Source organism: Paraburkholderia sp. 22098 (assembly GCF_052045935.1).
In the GTDB taxonomy this organism is placed as follows: Bacteria; Pseudomonadota; Gammaproteobacteria; order Burkholderiales; family Burkholderiaceae; genus Paraburkholderia; species Paraburkholderia caledonica.
This window is the reverse complement of record NZ_JBQEPV010000011.1, coordinates 158,091-174,366: the sequence shown is the minus strand read 5'-3', so window position 1 is coordinate 174,366 and position 16,276 is coordinate 158,091. Positions and strand designations below refer to the sequence as shown.

Genomic DNA, 16,276 nt, shown 5'->3' with positions numbered 1-16,276 from the left:
TGATGCCGCGTGGGCGGACTACGCGCGTCGACCGGTGTCGGTGCGCACTGCGTTTCGCAGATGGCCGAAGATTAGGGGAAGCGCGGGATTTATGCTGCGCCGCGACGTGCGTCAAAAAACCGCGTTGTTTTGTGGGTCGGCGCGGTTCTTATGCTGCAAGCCATTGACGCATATCAGCTTTTTCTTATTGTCAGTTTTGCGGTGATTAAGCGAGGTGACGCGAAACTGCGGCAATCGACCGCGTCGCAGCAAAGCTATCCGCACGCGGTGCTCCTGCGGACCAGGCGCTTCGGATGCCTCGGCCCCGTTCAGTATGTCGTTGTACCAGAAGCCAATGCGACATCCATCAGGAGTTATACGACATCGCATGAAGATTAAACGGTTTACAGCTGAATCTATCTGAGAGAAAGCTTTGAAAGCAGCGTTTTTATCAGGGTAAATGCCTAATTGAATTCCTCTTCCGCATCAGAGATAGTACGTCATCGTACAACTAGATCGAGCAGTAACCGATCTCACCCAAGCCGAGGTGTGGAGTTATTCCCGCCGCTCGCGAGCCGGTGCAGTAAAGGAACCCCTATGAAGAAGATTGCCCTGAGTGGCGCCGGAGGCCAGCTTGGCTCGGTCGTGCGCGCCGCGTTCATTGCGCGCGGCACGCCGTTGCGTTCGGCGGCGGGCTCGAAGCCGCTGACGCCTCTCGTCGAAGGCGAGGATGTGATGCACGGCGACCTGCGCGATCCGGCTGTCGTCGATCGGCTGCTCGACGGCGTCGACGTGTTGATCCACTTTGCCGGGACCAGCGTGGAGCGTCCGCTGCCCGAGATCATCGAAAACAATCTGCGCGGTCTCGTCGAGGTCTACGAGGGCGCGCGCCGGCACGGCGTCAAGCGGATCGTGTTCGCGAGTTCGAATCACGCGATCGGCATGTACCCGGTGACGGAGCGCCTGAGCCTCGATTGCGAACTGCGCCCGGACGGCTTCTATGGGCTGAGCAAGGTGTGGGGCGAAGCGCTCGCACGCATGTACTGGGACAAGCACGGCATCGAAAGCGTGTGCGTGCGCATCGGCAGTTGTCTCGAGCGTCCGACGGAGCCGCGCCATCTGAGCACCTGGTTCGGTCACGCGGACCTGATGCATTTCCTCGACCGCTGCATCGAAGCAGAAGACCTGGGCTTCATCACGGTGTGGGGCGTGTCGGCCAATACGCGCAGCTGGTGGGACAACAGCGGCGCCGAGCGTCTCGGCTACATGCCGAAGCAGAACGCCGAAGACTATGCCGACGAGGTTCTCGCACGACCCAATCCGCTCGACGCATTGGGTCAGCGCTTCCAGGGCGGCGGGTTTGTCGGCATCGACTATTCGCGCGACGACGCGGAGAACGACGCGGAGAGCGGCGCAGGCGATGCAGCCGCTTCGGCCGCGCGGCCGTCCTGAACGATCAGGTATTAGGAGACGCAGCAATGAAGATCAAGGGCATCCGTTGGTGGATGGTCAGTCTGGTCGCGGCCGGGCTCATCATCAACTATCTCGCGCGCAATACGCTGTCGGTGGCCGCGCCGACGTTGATGAAAGATCTGCACATCACGACCGAGCAATACGCTCACGTGGTCGTCGCGTGGCAGCTTTGCTATGCATTCATGCAGCCGGTTGCGGGTTTCCTGCTCGATACGGTCGGCACCAAAATCGGTTTCGCCGCGTTCGCGCTGGCGTGGTCCCTCGCCTGCGCGGCGGCGGCGTGGTCGACCGGATGGCGCAGCCTCGCATTTTTCCGCGGCCTGCTCGGCATTGCCGAAGCGGCTGGCATTCCGGCCGGCGTAAAGGCCACCAGCGAGTGGTTCCCGGCAAAGGAGCGCTCGGTTGCGATCGGCTGGTTCAACATCGGTTCGTCGATCGGTGCGTTGCTGGCGCCGCCGCTCGTGGTGTGGGCGCTGCTGCACGGCCAGTGGCAACTGGCGTTCGTGATCGTCGGTGTAGCGGGCATTATCTGGAGCGTCGTGTGGATGGTGCTGTACAAGCATCCGCGCAATCAGAAACTGCTCGGCGACGGGGAGCGCGACTATATCCTCAGCGGCCAGGAGGCGAAGCACAGCGACGCGGGCGCTCCCAAGCGCAGCTGGTCGGCCATGCTGCGCAGCCGCGACTTCTGCGCGATCGGCATTCCGCGCATTCTGTCGGAACCGGCATGGCAGACATTCAACGCGTGGATTCCGCTGTACATGATGACCGAGCGTCACATGAATCTGAAGGAAATAGCGCTGTATGCATGGATGCCGTTTCTCGCAGCGGATATCGGCTGCGTGCTCGGCGGCTATCTGAGCCCGCTGTTTCATAAGTACGCGAAAGTCTCGCTGTTCACGTCGCGCAAAATGGTGTTCGTGGTCGGCGCGCTGTGCATGATCGGACCGGCGTGCGTGGGCCTCGTTGCGAGTCCGTACGTGGCGGTTGCGCTGCTGTGCGTCGGCGGCTTCGCGCACCAAACGTTGTCCGGCGCGCTGTATGCGATCACGTCCGACATGTTCGGCAAGAACGAAGTGGCTACCGCAACGGGCATGGGCGGCATGGCCGGCTATCTCGGCGCTGCGGCGTTCACCGCGTTGTTCGGTGTCCTCGTCACGCAGGTCGGCTACAGTCCGCTCTTCGTCGTGCTGGCCGTGTTCGACATTATCGCGGCCGCCGTGGTGTGTCTGCTCGCGAAAAGCGCGGACAGAACGGCGGAGCCGCGTTGGTCCCAGCCTGGCGGTGCGGTCACCGCGAAGTAAGTGGCGACAAGTAAGTGGCGACAAGTAAGCGGGGACAAGTCCGCGGCGTTAAATAAGCGGCGACAAGTCGGCCACGAGCGGGCGCGACGTTCCAGCCTCAGTAGCAACGCAAAGCGGCGCCTTCGTGCGCCGCTTTTCTTTATGAACCGCCTTTCCCGCATCACGGCGATTTTCAGTGCGATGACCGTAAGACCGCCCGCGTGAGCCGCACGCAGCCGGGGCCTGTGGGATAATCGTGAGCTTTGCCCGGGGCGCGGCTCAAAAGGTTGTTCGCACGGGCGCTCGAGGGGCCTTCACTCCCTTGGCCCGCTTCTTTCAAGCGATATTCATTCAACCACCACGATGCCCGCATACCGTTCCAAAACCTCCACCGCCGGTCGCAACATGGCTGGAGCGCGCTCCTTGTGGCGCGCCACCGGCATGAAAGACGAAGACTTCTCGAAGCCGATTATTGCGGTGGTCAATTCGTTCACCCAGTTCGTGCCCGGACACGTGCACCTGAAAGACCTCGGCCAGCTCGTCGCACGCGAGATCGAAGCCGCAGGCGGCGTAGCCAAGGAATTCAACACCATCGCCGTCGATGACGGCATTGCGATGGGCCACGACGGCATGCTGTATTCGCTGCCGAGCCGCGACATCATCGCGGATTCGGTCGAATACATGGTCAATGCGCACTGCGCCGACGCGATGGTGTGCATCTCGAACTGCGACAAGATCACGCCCGGCATGCTGATGGCCGCCATGCGCCTGAACATTCCCGTGATCTTCGTGTCGGGCGGCCCGATGGAAGCCGGCAAGACGCGCCTCGCCAATCCGAAGACCGGCACGATCGAGTTCAAGAAGCTCGACCTCGTTGACGCGATGGTGATTGCCGCCGACAAAGCCTATTCCGACGCCGACGTGGCCGAAGTCGAACGCTCCGCCTGCCCGACCTGCGGCTCGTGCTCGGGTATGTTCACGGCTAACTCGATGAACTGCCTGACCGAGGCGCTCGGCTTGTCGTTGCCCGGCAACGGCACCGTGGTCGCGACACACGCGGACCGCGAGCAGCTCTTCAAGCGCGCCGGCCGCCGCATCGTGGAACTGGCCCGCCAGTACTACGAGCAGGAAGAGGCGAGCGTGCTGCCCCGTGCGGTCGGCTTCAAGGCGTTCGAAAACGCCATGACGCTCGATATCGCGATGGGCGGTTCCACCAACACGATCTTGCACCTGCTGGCAATCGCGCGCGAAGCCGAGATCGACTTCACGATGACGGACATCGACCGTCTGTCGCGCATCGTGCCGCAGCTGTGCAAAGTGGCGCCCAATACGAACAAGTACCACATTGAGGACGTGCACCGCGCAGGCGGCATCATGGCGATTCTCGGCGAGCTGGACCGCGCCGGCAAGCTGCACACGGACGTGCCCACGGTGCACGCGCCCACGCTGAAAGACGCGCTGGATCAGTGGGATATTGTGCGCACCGAGGACGAGGCCGTCAGGACCTTCTACATGGCGGGCCCGGCCGGCGTTCCGACGCAGGTAGCGTTCAGCCAGAACACGCGCTGGCCCAGTCTCGATCTCGACCGCGCCGAAGGTTGTATCCGCTCTTACGAGCACGCGTTCTCGAAGGAAGGCGGCCTTGCGGTGCTGACGGGCAACATCGCGCTCGACGGCTGCGTGGTGAAGACCGCCGGCGTCGACGAAAGTATTCTGGTGTTCGAGGGCACGGCTCACGTCACCGAATCGCAGGACGAAGCGGTGGAAAATATTCTCGCGGGCAAGGTCAAGGCGGGCGACGTCGTGATCGTGCGCTACGAAGGTCCGAAGGGCGGCCCGGGCATGCAGGAAATGCTTTATCCGACGAGCTATATCAAGTCGCAGGGTCTTGGCAAAGCGTGCGCGCTGCTGACAGACGGCCGCTTCTCCGGCGGCACTTCGGGCCTGTCGATCGGCCATTGCTCGCCGGAAGCGGCAGCAGGCGGCGCGATCGGCCTCGTGCGCGATGGCGACAAGATCCGCATCGATATTCCGAACCGTACGATCAACGTGCTGTTGTCGGACGCCGAACTGGCAAGCCGCCGCGACGAGCAGGACGCGAAGGGCTGGAAGCCTGCCAAGCCGCGTCCGCGCAAGGTGTCGGCGGCGCTGAAGGCCTACGCGAAGCTGGTCATGTCGGCCGACAAAGGCGCAGTGCGCGATTTATCGTTGCTGGAAGACTGATTGCGATAGCGGCTGCGGGTTGTTTTCGTTTTAAAAAAAACCACTCATCCGAGCGGTTTTTTTTTAAGCCCGCCGCGCTCGCCTTCTAACGCAGGTCAGTCACATTCGTGTTGTACGTCGTCGAGCCGATGACGACGTTCTTCAACGTGATGCCGTTGACGTTGTACGCATAGATCGGCCCGGGCGTGGTCGACGTGGCCGGTCCCGCGCAAACCGCCGTGCCCAGGTTGCAGTTCGAGATGGTGACGCCTGTGATCGGCGGGATCGTCGGCGCGGGCGTGGGTCCGTTGTAGTCGAACGCAACCGGACCTTGTGCGACGATCGCCTGGAAGCACGAACCGGTGACGCCGCCGAAGGTCACGTTGCTCGCCTGCACGTTCGATATGTTGACGTTCTGCACGACAGCAGGCCGAGTCCGAATCGCGTCGTTGGCGGGCTGGTAGTCGCAGTCGAATGTGATGAGACCGCCTTGAGCCGCTGACGGATTCGCCGCGCTCGCGGTGACCACGCCGAGCGGCACCGTGCCGTTGATCGGGCTGCCCGCGAGCAGCGCGCTGCCGTAGCCGCCGCCTTTCAGTGCGACGCCGTTAGGCAGCGTCACCTTGTCGACATAGAAGTTTTTCACGAAGCCGCCGCGATTCATGTTCGTCTTGATGCGGATCGCGATGTTCAGCGGATTGGTCGCCCAGTTCTGGTTCAACATTTGCAGATTGCGCGCGTAAATGTTCTGCACGCCGCCGCCCATTTCACTGCCGAGCGTAATGCCGCCGTGACCGCTATTCATCGTGCAGTTCTGGATGACATGGTTCTGCGCGGGACCGTATTGCGTGTCGAGATCCTTGCCCGACTTGATCGCGATGCAGTCGTCGCCCGTATTGAACGTGACGTTGTCGCAGAGCACGTTATTGCACGCGTCCGGATCGAAGCCGTCGTTATTCGGGCCGATACTGTTGGTCGTGACGCCGCGAATCACCACGTTCTTGCAAGCGGTTGGATGATGCTGCCAGAACGGCGTGTTATTGGTGCAATAGTTCTCCATCAACACATTCGTGCAGCCAATGAACTCGACCATGCACGGGCGCAGATAGTGGCCGATGCCGAAGATGCGCTTTGCAATCGGAACGCCGGCTTCCGAGAGAGCGGGCAAGTAGTTCTGATCCTGTTGCCATGGCGTCGTCGGACTCGTCAGCTGTGCGTAGAGCGCGTCGGAAATGCCTGGTGCGGCGGTCCGGAGGTCCACATTGTTCGGATTCCGATATACCTGCGAAGGCGTTGACGAGCTTACGCAACCGTAGGCGCCATTCGAACCCTTGAATGTCCACCAGCATGTGGCAGTGTTGCCCGAACCGGAGAAGGGCGTCATGGCCTGGCCGTTCAGAACCGAGGTTGCATCTTCGCCGGTCAACGCGATGTTGGTCTGATTGCGGGCGTACACCGGTGAGCCGTAGTTCAGGCAATCATTGGCCTGCCAGCGGCTGTAAAAGAGTTTGCCGTTCGCACCGCAGTCTACCGGGCCGTCCTTCGCATAGTCCGCCGGATTTGGGCTGAAATAGATCGTGCAATTCGCGCTCAGGTGAAAGTTGACGTTGCTGAGCAGCACGATCGGCCCGGCGCAATACCAGGTACCGGAGGGCACCACGACGCGTCCGCCGCCAGCCGCGTTGCAGGCCTGAATCGCAGCGAGAAACGCGGGCCGCGAGTCGAATGACGACGGCGCGTGAGTCTGGTTCGAGCCGGGGCTCGCGGGAGAAGAAGAACCCGTGTACGGATTGGTCGCGGCGACAACGGCGCAAGGCTGTGCGCCGTATTGCGTGACGACAAAGTCACGCGACGGGAACATCGACTGCGTGACGCCGGCGAGCGACGCGATGATTTGCGTCGCCGCGCCGGCACTGCCCCAGATCGGATCTTCCGGTGTCAGGCCCGAACTGCCCGAGCCGCCGCATGCGGACAGGCCGCCGACGAGCGTTGCGCCCGCCGAGGTCCCGGCGAACACCATGAAAGCCCGGCGCCCCGGCGAAGCCGGCTCGGCGCGACCGGAGTTTGCCGATGTCGCCCCTTTGCTGCCGCTTTTATATTGAGTTGCCACGAATGTCTCCATGCCCTTGAGGGCGTTGTAAATAGTCGTCGATGCTCGAAAGTACGCGGTTCATCTCGACCGCTTGAATTCCATCAGTCATCCTTAACAAATGAAAGAAACGAAGGGATTTTGTCTGCTTGCGATGAGTTGAAACGCAATACGCGCCGCTTTGCCCGTTCGTCGGATTGAACGGAGAAAGCGGCGCGACTGGATACGCGTGGCGGATCAGGTTGTTTGCTGGCCGATCTCGTGATTGGCGAGCACTTCGAGCGCGCGCACCATCGCGGAGTGGTCCCACGCCTTGCCGCCGTGCGCGACGCATGCGTTGAAAAGTGCCTGACAGGTAGCCGTATTCGGCAACGAGACACCGAGTGTCTGCGCGGTCTGAAGCGCGAGATTCAAATCTTTCTGATGCAGTTCGATGCGGAAGCCGGGGTCGAACGTGCGTTTGGTCATACGCTCGCCGTGTACTTCGAGAATGCGCGACGACGCGAAGCCGCCCATCAGGGCCTCTCGCACGCGAGCCGGGTCCACGCCGGCTTTCGACGCGAGGAGCAGCGCCTCGCCGACTGCCTCGATAGTGGCCGCCACGATCACCTGATTGGCGACTTTGCATACCTGTCCGGCGCCGACCGCGCCGATTAGCGTGACGTTTTTGCCCATCATGTCGAACAACGGCTTTACGCTGTCGAAGGTGGCCTGCTCGCCGCCCACCATGATGGTGAGCGAACCCGCCTTCGCACCGACTTCGCCACCCGACACCGGAGCGTCGAGATAGTCCGCGCCGGTTTCACGTACGCGAGCGGCGAAGTCGCGGGTGGCCATCGGCGAAATCGAACTCATGTCGACCACTGTCTGTCCGGCGCGCAAGCCGCTCGCCAGCCCGTTTTCGCCGAACAGCACGCGCTCGACGTCCGGCGTGTCCGGCACCATGATGAAGATCACGTCCGCCTGTGCGGCGACGGCGGCGGGGCTGTCGCAAGCCTGCGCGCCGGCTTGGGTGAGATCGTCGGGCACGCCGCTGCGCGTGAAGGCAGCGAGCGTGACGCCGTTCTTGAGAAGATTGGCAGCCATGGGCTTGCCCATGATGCCGAGTCCGATAAAGCCTGCTTTTTGCATGGAATGCTCCGGAGATATCAAGGCGGCCACGCCTGTGCCGGGTACTGTGCGCTTAGCGCCCGGTTCAGCTCTGGCCCGCCGGTTTCTGTATGAAGTGTTGGTGGACCGTCTGCGCCGCGTTCCTCAAGAGCCCGAGGTCGGCGCAGACGGCGATGATGCGGCAGCCCATATCACGATAGCGCTCTGCGTCGGCTTGCACCGGTGCAAGAATGCCGCTCGGCTTGCCGGCGGCCTGCGCGCGCTCGAACACATGCGCGATCGCCTGCTGCACGTCGGGATGTCCGGCGTTGCCCAGGTGCCCGTATCCCGCGGCAAGGTCCGACGGCCCGACGAAAACGCCGTCGACTCCGTCAACGGCAAGAATCTCGTCGATGGCCTGTACCGCTTGGCGGCTCTCGATTTGCACGATCACGCAGACGTTGTCGTTGGCAATGTCAAAATAGTCGGGTACCGTCGCGTAGCGGTTACCGCGGTGACCCACCGAAACGCCGCGAATGCCCTGTGGCGGATAGCGGGTGGCAGCGACCGCGCGCGCTGCGTCGTCGGCGCTATCGACGAACGGCACGAGGAAGTTGGAAAAACCGCTGTCGAGCAGCCGCTTGATAACGACGCTGTCGTTGCCTGGCGGGCGCACCACCGGCGCGCTGCGACTGTCCTTGAGCGCCATCAGTTGCGGAATCAGCGTGAGGACGTCGTTGGGTGCATGCTCGGCGTCGAGCAGCATCCAGTCGAATCCGATCACGCCGAGCAACTCCGTGACGATCGGGCTGGCGAGCGAGGCCCAGCAGCCAATCAGGGTTTCGCCTCCGCGTACCGCCTGGCGGAAGCTATTGGGAAGGGACTGATAAGGCTGGCAGGGCGCGGCTGGCATGAACGTTTTCCTCGAACGGCAATGGATCGGGCTAGTTCCGACGATGGCTGACCGCATGTTATAGGTCGTCGTATATCTTTTTCAGATTAGCACCCGAGGAAGGCGTTGTAACGGGCACGTTAACCCGAATCCATGCCGAAGCAGGGCGGTTCCGGTTGCACAAGAACGCTGCTATGTTGTAGGATGACTTATATCTTTAGCATTCAATCCAAAGGAAGAGACATGTCCAGTTCCAGCGAAGTCATCGGTCGGATCACCGGCGAAATGCTGATCGGCCGTCAATCGGTGCGCGGCGCCGAAGAGGCGCTGCACGCATTCAATCCCGCCACCGGTTCGGACATCGCCGAGCCGGTTTTCGGCAGCGGCACGGCTCGCGACGTCGGCCTTGCGTGCGAACTGGCGCAGAAAGCGTTCGATCCGTACCGTCAACGGCCGCTCGCGGTGCGCGCGGAATTTTTGGAGCGTATCGCCGACGGCATCACTGCGCTCGGCGATGCGCTCGTCGAGCGTGCGCAGCAGGAGTCGGGCTTGCCGAAAGCGCGCCTCGAAGGCGAGCGCGGCCGCACGACCGGTCAGTTGAAGCTGTTCGCGCAATTCGTTCGCTCGGGCCAGTGGCTCGACGCGACGCTCGACTCGCCGCTGCCTGAGCGCAAGCCGCTGCCGCGTTCCGACCTGCGCATGCAGAAAATTGCGATCGGCCCGGTCGCCGTGTTCGGCGCAAGCAACTTCCCGCTCGCGTTCTCGGTGGCGGGCGGCGATACGGCTGCGGCGCTCGCGGCCGGTTGCCCGGTGGTGGTGAAGGCACATCGTGCCCACCTCGGCACGTCGGAAATGGTGGGCCGCGTGATTCAACGCGTCGCACAGGAAATGGATTTGCCCGAAGGCGTGTTCTCGCTGATCGTCGGTGCAGGCAATTCGGTCGGTGAGGCGCTGGTCGCGCATCCGGCGATCAAGGCGGTCGGCTTTACTGGTTCGCGCGCGGGCGGCCTGGCGCTGATGCGCGTCGCGGCGGCGCGTCCCGAGCCGATTCCGGTCTTTGCGGAAATGAGCAGCATCAACCCGGTGTTCCTGATGCCGAACGCGCTCACGCAGCGCACCGAGAACATCGCTCGCGGTTTCGTGGATTCGCTGGTGCTCGGCGCCGGCCAGTTCTGTACCAACCCGGGCCTTGCAATCGCTGTCGATAGCGACGCGCTGAAGAACTTCGTCGCCGTGGCGTCCGAGGCGCTGGGCGGCAAGCCCGCGCAGACCATGCTTACATCGGGCATCCATTCGGCGTACACGCAAGGCGAAAGCAAACTGGCCGGTATTCCGGGCGTGGAGACGGTGGCGCGCGGCGTCGACGTGACGGGGCCGAACCAGGCGCGCGCGGCATTGTTCGTGACGGACGCCAAAACGTTCCTCGCCACGCCGGCGCTGGAAGACGAGGTGTTCGGACCGGCATCGACGATCGTGCGTTGCAAGGACGAAAACGAACTGCTGCAGGTTGCCGAGCACTTTGCCGGTCAGTTGACCGCGACGATCCAGATGGACAGCGCCGACGTACCCGCAGCCAGAAAGCTTGTGCCGATTCTCGAGCGCAAGGCTGGCCGGCTTCTGGTCAACGGCTATCCGACCGGCGTCGAAGTGTGTCACGCGATGGTTCACGGCGGCCCGTTCCCGGCTACGTCCGATAGCCGCGCGACGTCGGTCGGCACGACCGCGATCGAGCGTTTCCTGCGCCCGGTCTGCTATCAGGACTTCCCGGCCGACCTGCTGCCGCAGGCGCTGGCTGACGACAATCCGCTCGACCTGTGGCGCCGCCGCGATGGCGAGATCACGCGCAGCTGATCATTGCGTTTGAACTGCGGCTGAAACGAAAAATGGCCGGGGAGGCGACTCCCCGGCCATTTTTTTGCGTATTCGCCGCATATTCGCCGTGAGAAACGGCCAAGTGCTCAGCGACCCGTCAACTATGGCTTTCTGAAATTTCGTTCGCGCGGCGCAGCCGTTCGCGGCTGTTGGACAGATGCATGCGCATGGCCGCGCGCGCACCTTCGGCGTCGTGCCGGCTGATCGCCTCGAGAATGCTCTCGTGCTCCAGGTTGACGAGCGACAGGTACGCGTCCGGCTCCGCGCGCGCAATGCCCGCCGAGTCGAGCCGGTTGCGCGGAATCAGCGCGCTGCCCATTTGCGTGAGGATGTCCACGAAATAGCGGTTGCCCGTGGCGCGCGCCACCGAGATATGAAACTGCAAATCGGCGTCGACGCTGTCGCGTCCGTTGTGGCGCGTCGCCTCGATCGCGTCGAGCGCGGCGCGCATGCGAGCGACGTCTTCCGGCTTCGCGCGTTGAGCGGCGAGGCCCGCACATTCCGTTTCGAGGCTGATGCGCAGTTCGAGAATCGACAGCACGTCGCGCAGCGTGGTGGCCGGCACCATGTCGATGCCGAGCTTTTCGCGCTGCGGTTCGAGCACGAAGCTGCCGATGCCGTGACGCGTCTCAATGATCTTGCCCGCCTGCAGGCGCGAAATCGCTTCGCGGATAACCGTGCGGCTTACGCTCAGCGTGACCATGAGTTGCGATTCTGTCGGCAGCTTGTCGCCGGGCTTGAGGGCGTTTGACGCGATCTGCTCGGTGACGTAATTGACGACGAGCTCGGCGAGATTACGAGCGCGTCGTGGCGGTGCCGCGGATGCCAGTGGTGTAGCCATCGAAAACGCCCCTTGAATCAGGTAGTTGCAGAGACTTCGTGCGATCCATTATACCGTCGTCTGACGACTGATTATAGAAAGGCCGGATCATTTAGCGCCGTGCCGCGGCGGGTAAGCGGCGGCGCGCGGTACGGCGCTGCCGGGCGGCGACTCGGCGCGGCGCTTAGCGCGGGCGCAATTCCACGCGCTTGATGTCCTTCACGATCACGAGGTAGCTGAACACCGTGAGCAGCGCATTTGCGCCGACGAACACCAGCGCGCCATTGAACGAGCCGCTCTTCGCCACGAGATAGCCGATCACGATCGGCGTGACGATGCCGGCCACGTTGCCGAACATGTTGAAGATCGCGCCGGACAAACCGAGCGCTTCCTTCGGCGATGTATCGGCGACCACCGCCCAGCCGAGCGCGCCGATGCCCTTGCCGAAGAACGCGAGCGACATCAGCGCGACGACCACCCAGTCGGTGGACACGTAGTTGCAGCCGATGATCGACACCGACAGCAGCATGCCGCCGACAATCGGCACCTTGCGCGCGACGGTCAGCGAATGGCCGCGCCGGATCAGCGAATCGGACAGGATGCCGCCGAGCACGCCGCCCGAGAATCCGCAGATCGCGGGCAGCGACGCCACGAGGCCCGCTTGCAGGATCGTCATGCCGCGCGCCTGCACGAGGTAGATCGGAAACCACGTCAGGAAGAAGTACGTCAGCACGTTGATGCAGTACTGCGCAAGATAGACGCCGACGAGCATCCGGTTGCTCAGCAATTGACGCACGAGGGACCAGCCGCCCGCCTTCTCGACGTTTTCACGACGCGCGGTGTGGTTGCCGCTCACCACGCCGCCGCCCTGTTCGATGTACTCGAGTTCCGCAGCGGAGACGCCCGGGTGGTCGGCGGGATGCTTCATCACCTTGAGCCAGGTGAGGGCGAGCAGTAAGCCGGCGACGCCCATCACCACGTAGACCATGTGCCAGCCGAACGCGTGCGTGAGCCAGGCCATCAACGGTGTAAATACGACTGCCGCGAAGTACTGCGCCGAGTTGAATATCGCCGATGCCGTGCCGCGTTCCTTGGTCGGAAACCAGCTTGCCACCACCTTGGCGTTAGCGGGAAAGGCGGGCGATTCCGCCGCGCCCATCGCGAAACGCAACAGGAAGAGACCGGTGACCGCGGCAGCCGCGCTGCCGAGCAGGCCGATCGAGCTTTGCAGCAGCGTGAAGAGCGACCAGAAGAAAATGCTCGCGGCGTACACGCGCCGCGCGCCGAAGCGATCGAGCAGCCAGCCGGCCGGCAATTGTGAAAGCACGTACGCCCAACTGAACGCGGAGAAAATGTAGCCCATCCGGATCGCGTCGAAGCCGAACTCGGCGCGCATTGCCGAGCCAGTGACCGACAGCGTCGCGCGGTCCGCGTAGTTGAACGTGGTGATCACAAAGATAAGCAGCAGGATTGCGTAGCGGACTTTCGTGCGCTTCGCAACGTTCGCGGAACTTGCCGTGCGGCTCAGGTCCATGGTCATCTCCTTAGTTCTTATGCAAGGGGGCGGGTGCCCGGCCTTAGCGGCGCGGCGGCTCCCAAACGCATGTGCAAAAAACGCCCGGCGACGGTGTTGTCCCCGGGCGCTGTTGCGCTGCCGCCTGTGCGGCGCTTGTTTCCTGACCGGCGCGAAATTCACCCGCCGGTCAGGCGCGCAGCATTACTGCGGGCCGAGCGTCTTGATGAGCGCGTCGAGTTGCGCCATTTCTTCTTCGGTCAGATCGGTCAGCGGTGCGCGCACCGGGCCGGCGCTATGGCCAACCAGCTTTGCACCTGCCTTGACGATGCTGACCGCGTAGCCGGCGCGGCGGTTGCGGATCTTCAGGTACGGCAGGAAGAACTCGTCGATCAGCTTGCCGACGGTTGCGTGGTCGTCCGCGGCGATAGCGCGGTAGAAGTCCATCGCCGTCTTCGGAATGAAGTTGAATACTGCCGACGAGTACACCGGAACGCCCAGCGCCTTGTATGCCGCGGCGTAGATTTCCGCGGTCGGCAGGCCGCCGAGGTACGAGAAACGGTCGCCCAGACGGCGGCGGATCGTTACCATGTTTTCGATTTCACCCACGCCGTCCTTGAAACCGATCAGGTTCGGGCAGCGCTCCGCGAGGCCTTCGAGCATGTCGGCGTTGAGCTTGGAATTCGCGCGGTTGTAGATGATCACGCCCATGTTCGGCACGGACTTGCAGACCTCTTCGGCGTGCGCGGCAATACCTTCCTGACAGGCTTCCGTCAAATAATGCGGCATCAGAAGAATGCCGTTCGCGCCATGGCGCTCGGCTTCCTTCGCGTACGCAATCGCGACGCGCGTCGGGCCGCCTGCGCCGGCCAGAATCGGTACCTTGCCCTTGCACACTTCAGTCGCGGTACGCACCACGTTCGAGTAGTCGTCATGCGTGAGCGAGAAGAACTCGCCCGTGCCGCCCGCCACGAACAATGCCGACGCGCCATACGGAGCCAGCCATTCCAGGCGCTCGGCGTAAGTGTCGGCGCGGAAATCGCCCTTTTCGTCAAAGTCGGTGACAGGGAAGGAGAGGAGGCCTTGCGAGACGATCTGCTTGAGTTCCTGCGGTGTAGTCATGATGTATGTATCCGGGCGTCGCTAAAGGTTGAGATCGGTTGAACCGTCGATCGATAGAAATGAAGATTTCTTATACGTCATCGTACAACAACAATTCGGCTAACTCAACGGAGTTTTCGCGGCATAATGCTGGTCATAGGGTAAATACGGAACATGCGGGCAAACATGTATGTTGTAGGATGACGTATGAATTGCTGCCGCAGAAGGCGTAAATCGCCATAAGGATCGATGCAATGGAACTCTCACCCCTCTACATTCGCGTTCACCCCAATGACAATGTCGCGATCGTCGTCAACGACGGCGGCCTGGGCGAGGGCGCGGTTTTTCCCGACGGCCTCGTGCTGCGCGAGCGCGTCCCGCAAGGTCACAAGGTCGCGCTTGCGGATCTGGCCGAAGGCGACGAAGTCATCCGCTATAACGTGGTGATCGGCTATGCGCTCAAAGCGCTGCCCAGGGGAAGCTGGATCAACGAACACGTGATCCGCATGCCGAGCCCGCCGGGGCTCGAAGACCTGCCGATCGCCACCATCAAGGCGCCGGAAATGCCGCCGCTCGAGGGCTACACGTTCGAGGGCTACCGGAACGCCGACGGTTCGGTGGGCTCGCGCAACATCCTGGCGATCACCACGACCGTGCAGTGCGTCGCCGACGTCGTCGAGCACGCGGTGGTGCGCATCAAGTCCGAACTGCTGCCGAAATATCCGAATGTCGACGACGTGGTGGGTCTCGGCCACACCTACGGCTGCGGCGTGGCGATCGACGCGCCGGACGCAATGGTGCCGATCCGCACGGTCCGCAATATCGCGCTTAATCCGAACTTCGGCGGCGAGGTGATGATGGTGAGCCTCGGTTGCGAGAAGTTGCAGCCGGAGCGTTTGATGCCGCCGGGCACGATCCCGATCGCCGCGGCGCAGAACCCGAGCGAAATCGCGGATATCGGCGATCTCGGCGCCGACGAGAACGGCGATGTCGTCGTGCTGCAGGACGAGGCGCACGTCGGCTTTCAGTCGATGGTCGAGTCGATCATGAGAACGGCCGAAGGTCACCTGAAGCGGCTGAACAACCGGCGTCGCGAAACCTGCCCGGCGGCCGATCTGGTCGTCGGCGTGCAGTGCGGCGGCAGCGACGCGTTCTCCGGTCTCACTGCGAATCCGGCCGTCGGCTTTGCGACTGACCTGCTGGTGCGCGCCGGCGCCACGGTCATGTTCTCCGAAGTCACCGAAGTACGCGACGGCGTCGATCAACTGACGGCGCGCGCGGCGAACGCGGACGTCGCTCAGGCGATCATTCGCGAGATGCAGTGGTACGACGATTATCTGAAGCGCGGCGGCGCCGACCGCAGCGCGAACACCACGCCGGGCAACAAGAAGGGCGGCCTCTCCAACATCGTCGAAAAGGCGATGGGCTCCATCATCAAATCGGGTAACTCGCCGATTTCCGGCGTGTTGTCGCCGGGCGAGAAAGTGCGTCAGAAAGGCCTGATCTACGCGGCCACGCCGGCGAGCGACTTTATCTGCGGCACGCTTCAGCTTGCGGCCGGCATCAACCTGCACGTCTTCACGACTGGCCGCGGCACGCCGTATAGTCTCGCGGAAGTCCCCGTCATCAAGGTCGCCACGCGCTCGGATCTGGCGCGCCGCTGGCATGACCTGATGGACATCAACGCGGGCACGATTGCAACAGGCTCAGCAACGATCGAAGAGGTGGGCTGGGAGCTGTTCCGCTTCATGCTCGACGTTGCGAGCGGCCGCAAGAAGACCTGTGCGGAGAAGCTCAAGCTGCACAATGCGCTGGCGCTCTTCAATCCGGCGCCGGTGACCTGATCGCCGGATTTAGCGGGCCGCGATTTCGCGGCTCGTTTTACATTGGGCTTGACGGCTCGTTGCATGACTGGCTCTATTCGCCTTTATTGCTTCACTGACAGTGGCTACTCATAAATACA

The 16,276-nt window shown here is 62.8% G+C and carries 11 protein-coding genes; 5 read left to right on the top strand and 6 right to left on the bottom strand.

Annotated features, from left to right (window positions below; genetic code table 11):
* Nucleotides 1-576 precede the first annotated feature (576 nt).
* From ACTJLB_RS23260 to ilvD, 3 genes are all read left to right on the top strand, one after another.
* On the top strand, nucleotides 577-1,431 hold the full coding sequence (locus ACTJLB_RS23260; protein ID WP_440784584.1) for an NAD-dependent epimerase/dehydratase family protein: 855 nt from the start codon (nucleotides 577-579) through the stop codon (nucleotides 1,429-1,431).
* Between the two features lie 26 nt (nucleotides 1,432-1,457).
* Nucleotides 1,458-2,756, top strand: a complete 1,299-nt coding sequence (locus tag ACTJLB_RS23255; RefSeq protein ID WP_440784583.1) for an MFS transporter — start codon at nucleotides 1,458-1,460, stop codon at nucleotides 2,754-2,756.
* Between the two features lie 342 nt (nucleotides 2,757-3,098).
* A complete protein-coding gene (gene ilvD, locus ACTJLB_RS23250) occupies nucleotides 3,099-4,958 on the top strand; it encodes a dihydroxy-acid dehydratase (RefSeq protein ID WP_408487103.1) in 1,860 nt (619 codons plus the stop codon).
* 85 nt (nucleotides 4,959-5,043) lie between these two features.
* Here the strand turns inward: ilvD and ACTJLB_RS23245 are convergent, their stop codons facing one another.
* From ACTJLB_RS23245 to garL, 3 genes are all read right to left on the bottom strand, one after another.
* On the bottom strand, nucleotides 5,044-6,957 hold the full coding sequence (locus tag ACTJLB_RS23245) for a glycoside hydrolase family 28 protein (protein ID WP_440784616.1): 1,914 nt from the start codon (nucleotides 6,955-6,957) through the stop codon (nucleotides 5,044-5,046).
* 306 nt (nucleotides 6,958-7,263) lie between these two features.
* A complete protein-coding gene (locus ACTJLB_RS23240; protein ID WP_408487168.1) occupies nucleotides 7,264-8,175 on the bottom strand; it encodes a 2-hydroxy-3-oxopropionate reductase in 912 nt (303 codons plus the stop codon).
* Nucleotides 8,176-8,221: 46 nt separating this feature from the next.
* Nucleotides 8,222-9,028 (bottom strand): 2-dehydro-3-deoxyglucarate aldolase, encoded by an 807-nt coding sequence (gene garL / locus ACTJLB_RS23235; protein WP_408193277.1) that lies wholly within the window; start codon nucleotides 9,026-9,028, stop codon nucleotides 8,222-8,224.
* 222 nt (nucleotides 9,029-9,250) lie between these two features.
* On the opposite strand from garL, the gene ACTJLB_RS23230 reads away from it, so the two are divergent.
* The gene (locus tag ACTJLB_RS23230) at nucleotides 9,251-10,858 is read left to right on the top strand and encodes an aldehyde dehydrogenase (NADP(+)) (RefSeq protein WP_440784582.1); all 1,608 of its coding nucleotides are present in this window, start codon (nucleotides 9,251-9,253) and stop codon (nucleotides 10,856-10,858) included.
* Nucleotides 10,859-10,976: 118 nt separating this feature from the next.
* Here the strand turns inward: ACTJLB_RS23230 and ACTJLB_RS23225 are convergent, their stop codons facing one another.
* The 3 genes from ACTJLB_RS23225 to kdgD all read right to left on the bottom strand — a co-directional run bounded on the left by ACTJLB_RS23225 (nucleotide 10,977) and on the right by kdgD (nucleotide 14,334).
* The gene (locus tag ACTJLB_RS23225; protein ID WP_020070333.1) at nucleotides 10,977-11,720 is read right to left on the bottom strand and encodes a FadR/GntR family transcriptional regulator; all 744 of its coding nucleotides are present in this window, start codon (nucleotides 11,718-11,720) and stop codon (nucleotides 10,977-10,979) included.
* A gap of 163 nt (nucleotides 11,721-11,883) precedes the next feature.
* Nucleotides 11,884-13,233, bottom strand: coding sequence for an MFS transporter (locus tag ACTJLB_RS23220; RefSeq protein WP_408413751.1), 1,350 nt, complete (start codon nucleotides 13,231-13,233; stop codon nucleotides 11,884-11,886).
* 183 nt (nucleotides 13,234-13,416) lie between these two features.
* Nucleotides 13,417-14,334 (bottom strand): 5-dehydro-4-deoxyglucarate dehydratase, encoded by a 918-nt coding sequence (kdgD, locus tag ACTJLB_RS23215; RefSeq protein WP_440784581.1) that lies wholly within the window; start codon nucleotides 14,332-14,334, stop codon nucleotides 13,417-13,419.
* Nucleotides 14,335-14,567: 233 nt separating this feature from the next.
* Between kdgD and garD the strand changes: the two genes are divergently transcribed.
* Nucleotides 14,568-16,157 (top strand): galactarate dehydratase, encoded by a 1,590-nt coding sequence (gene garD, locus ACTJLB_RS23210; RefSeq protein ID WP_440784580.1) that lies wholly within the window; start codon nucleotides 14,568-14,570, stop codon nucleotides 16,155-16,157.
* The last annotated feature ends 119 nt before the right edge of the window (nucleotides 16,158-16,276 follow it).

Excerpts from the sequence above, each read along its gene's own strand:
- ACTJLB_RS23220 (WP_408413751.1), bottom strand. The coding sequence starts at position 13,233 with ATGGACCTGAGCCGCACGGCAAGTTCCGCGAACGTTGCGAAGCGCACG.
- ilvD (WP_408487103.1), top strand. The coding sequence starts at position 3,099 with ATGCCCGCATACCGTTCCAAAACCTCCACCGCCGGTCGCAACATGGCT.
- ACTJLB_RS23225 (WP_020070333.1), bottom strand. The coding sequence starts at position 11,720 with ATGGCTACACCACTGGCATCCGCGGCACCGCCACGACGCGCTCGTAAT.
- garD (WP_440784580.1), top strand. The coding sequence starts at position 14,568 with ATGGAACTCTCACCCCTCTACATTCGCGTTCACCCCAATGACAATGTC.
- ACTJLB_RS23260 (WP_440784584.1), top strand. The coding sequence starts at position 577 with ATGAAGAAGATTGCCCTGAGTGGCGCCGGAGGCCAGCTTGGCTCGGTC.
- kdgD (WP_440784581.1), bottom strand. The coding sequence starts at position 14,334 with ATGACTACACCGCAGGAACTCAAGCAGATCGTCTCGCAAGGCCTCCTC.
- ACTJLB_RS23245 (WP_440784616.1), bottom strand. The coding sequence starts at position 6,957 with ATGGTGTTCGCCGGGACCTCGGCGGGCGCAACGCTCGTCGGCGGCCTG.
- ACTJLB_RS23230 (WP_440784582.1), top strand. The coding sequence starts at position 9,251 with ATGTCCAGTTCCAGCGAAGTCATCGGTCGGATCACCGGCGAAATGCTG.
- ACTJLB_RS23255 (WP_440784583.1), top strand. The coding sequence starts at position 1,458 with ATGAAGATCAAGGGCATCCGTTGGTGGATGGTCAGTCTGGTCGCGGCC.
- garL (WP_408193277.1), bottom strand. The coding sequence starts at position 9,028 with ATGCCAGCCGCGCCCTGCCAGCCTTATCAGTCCCTTCCCAATAGCTTC.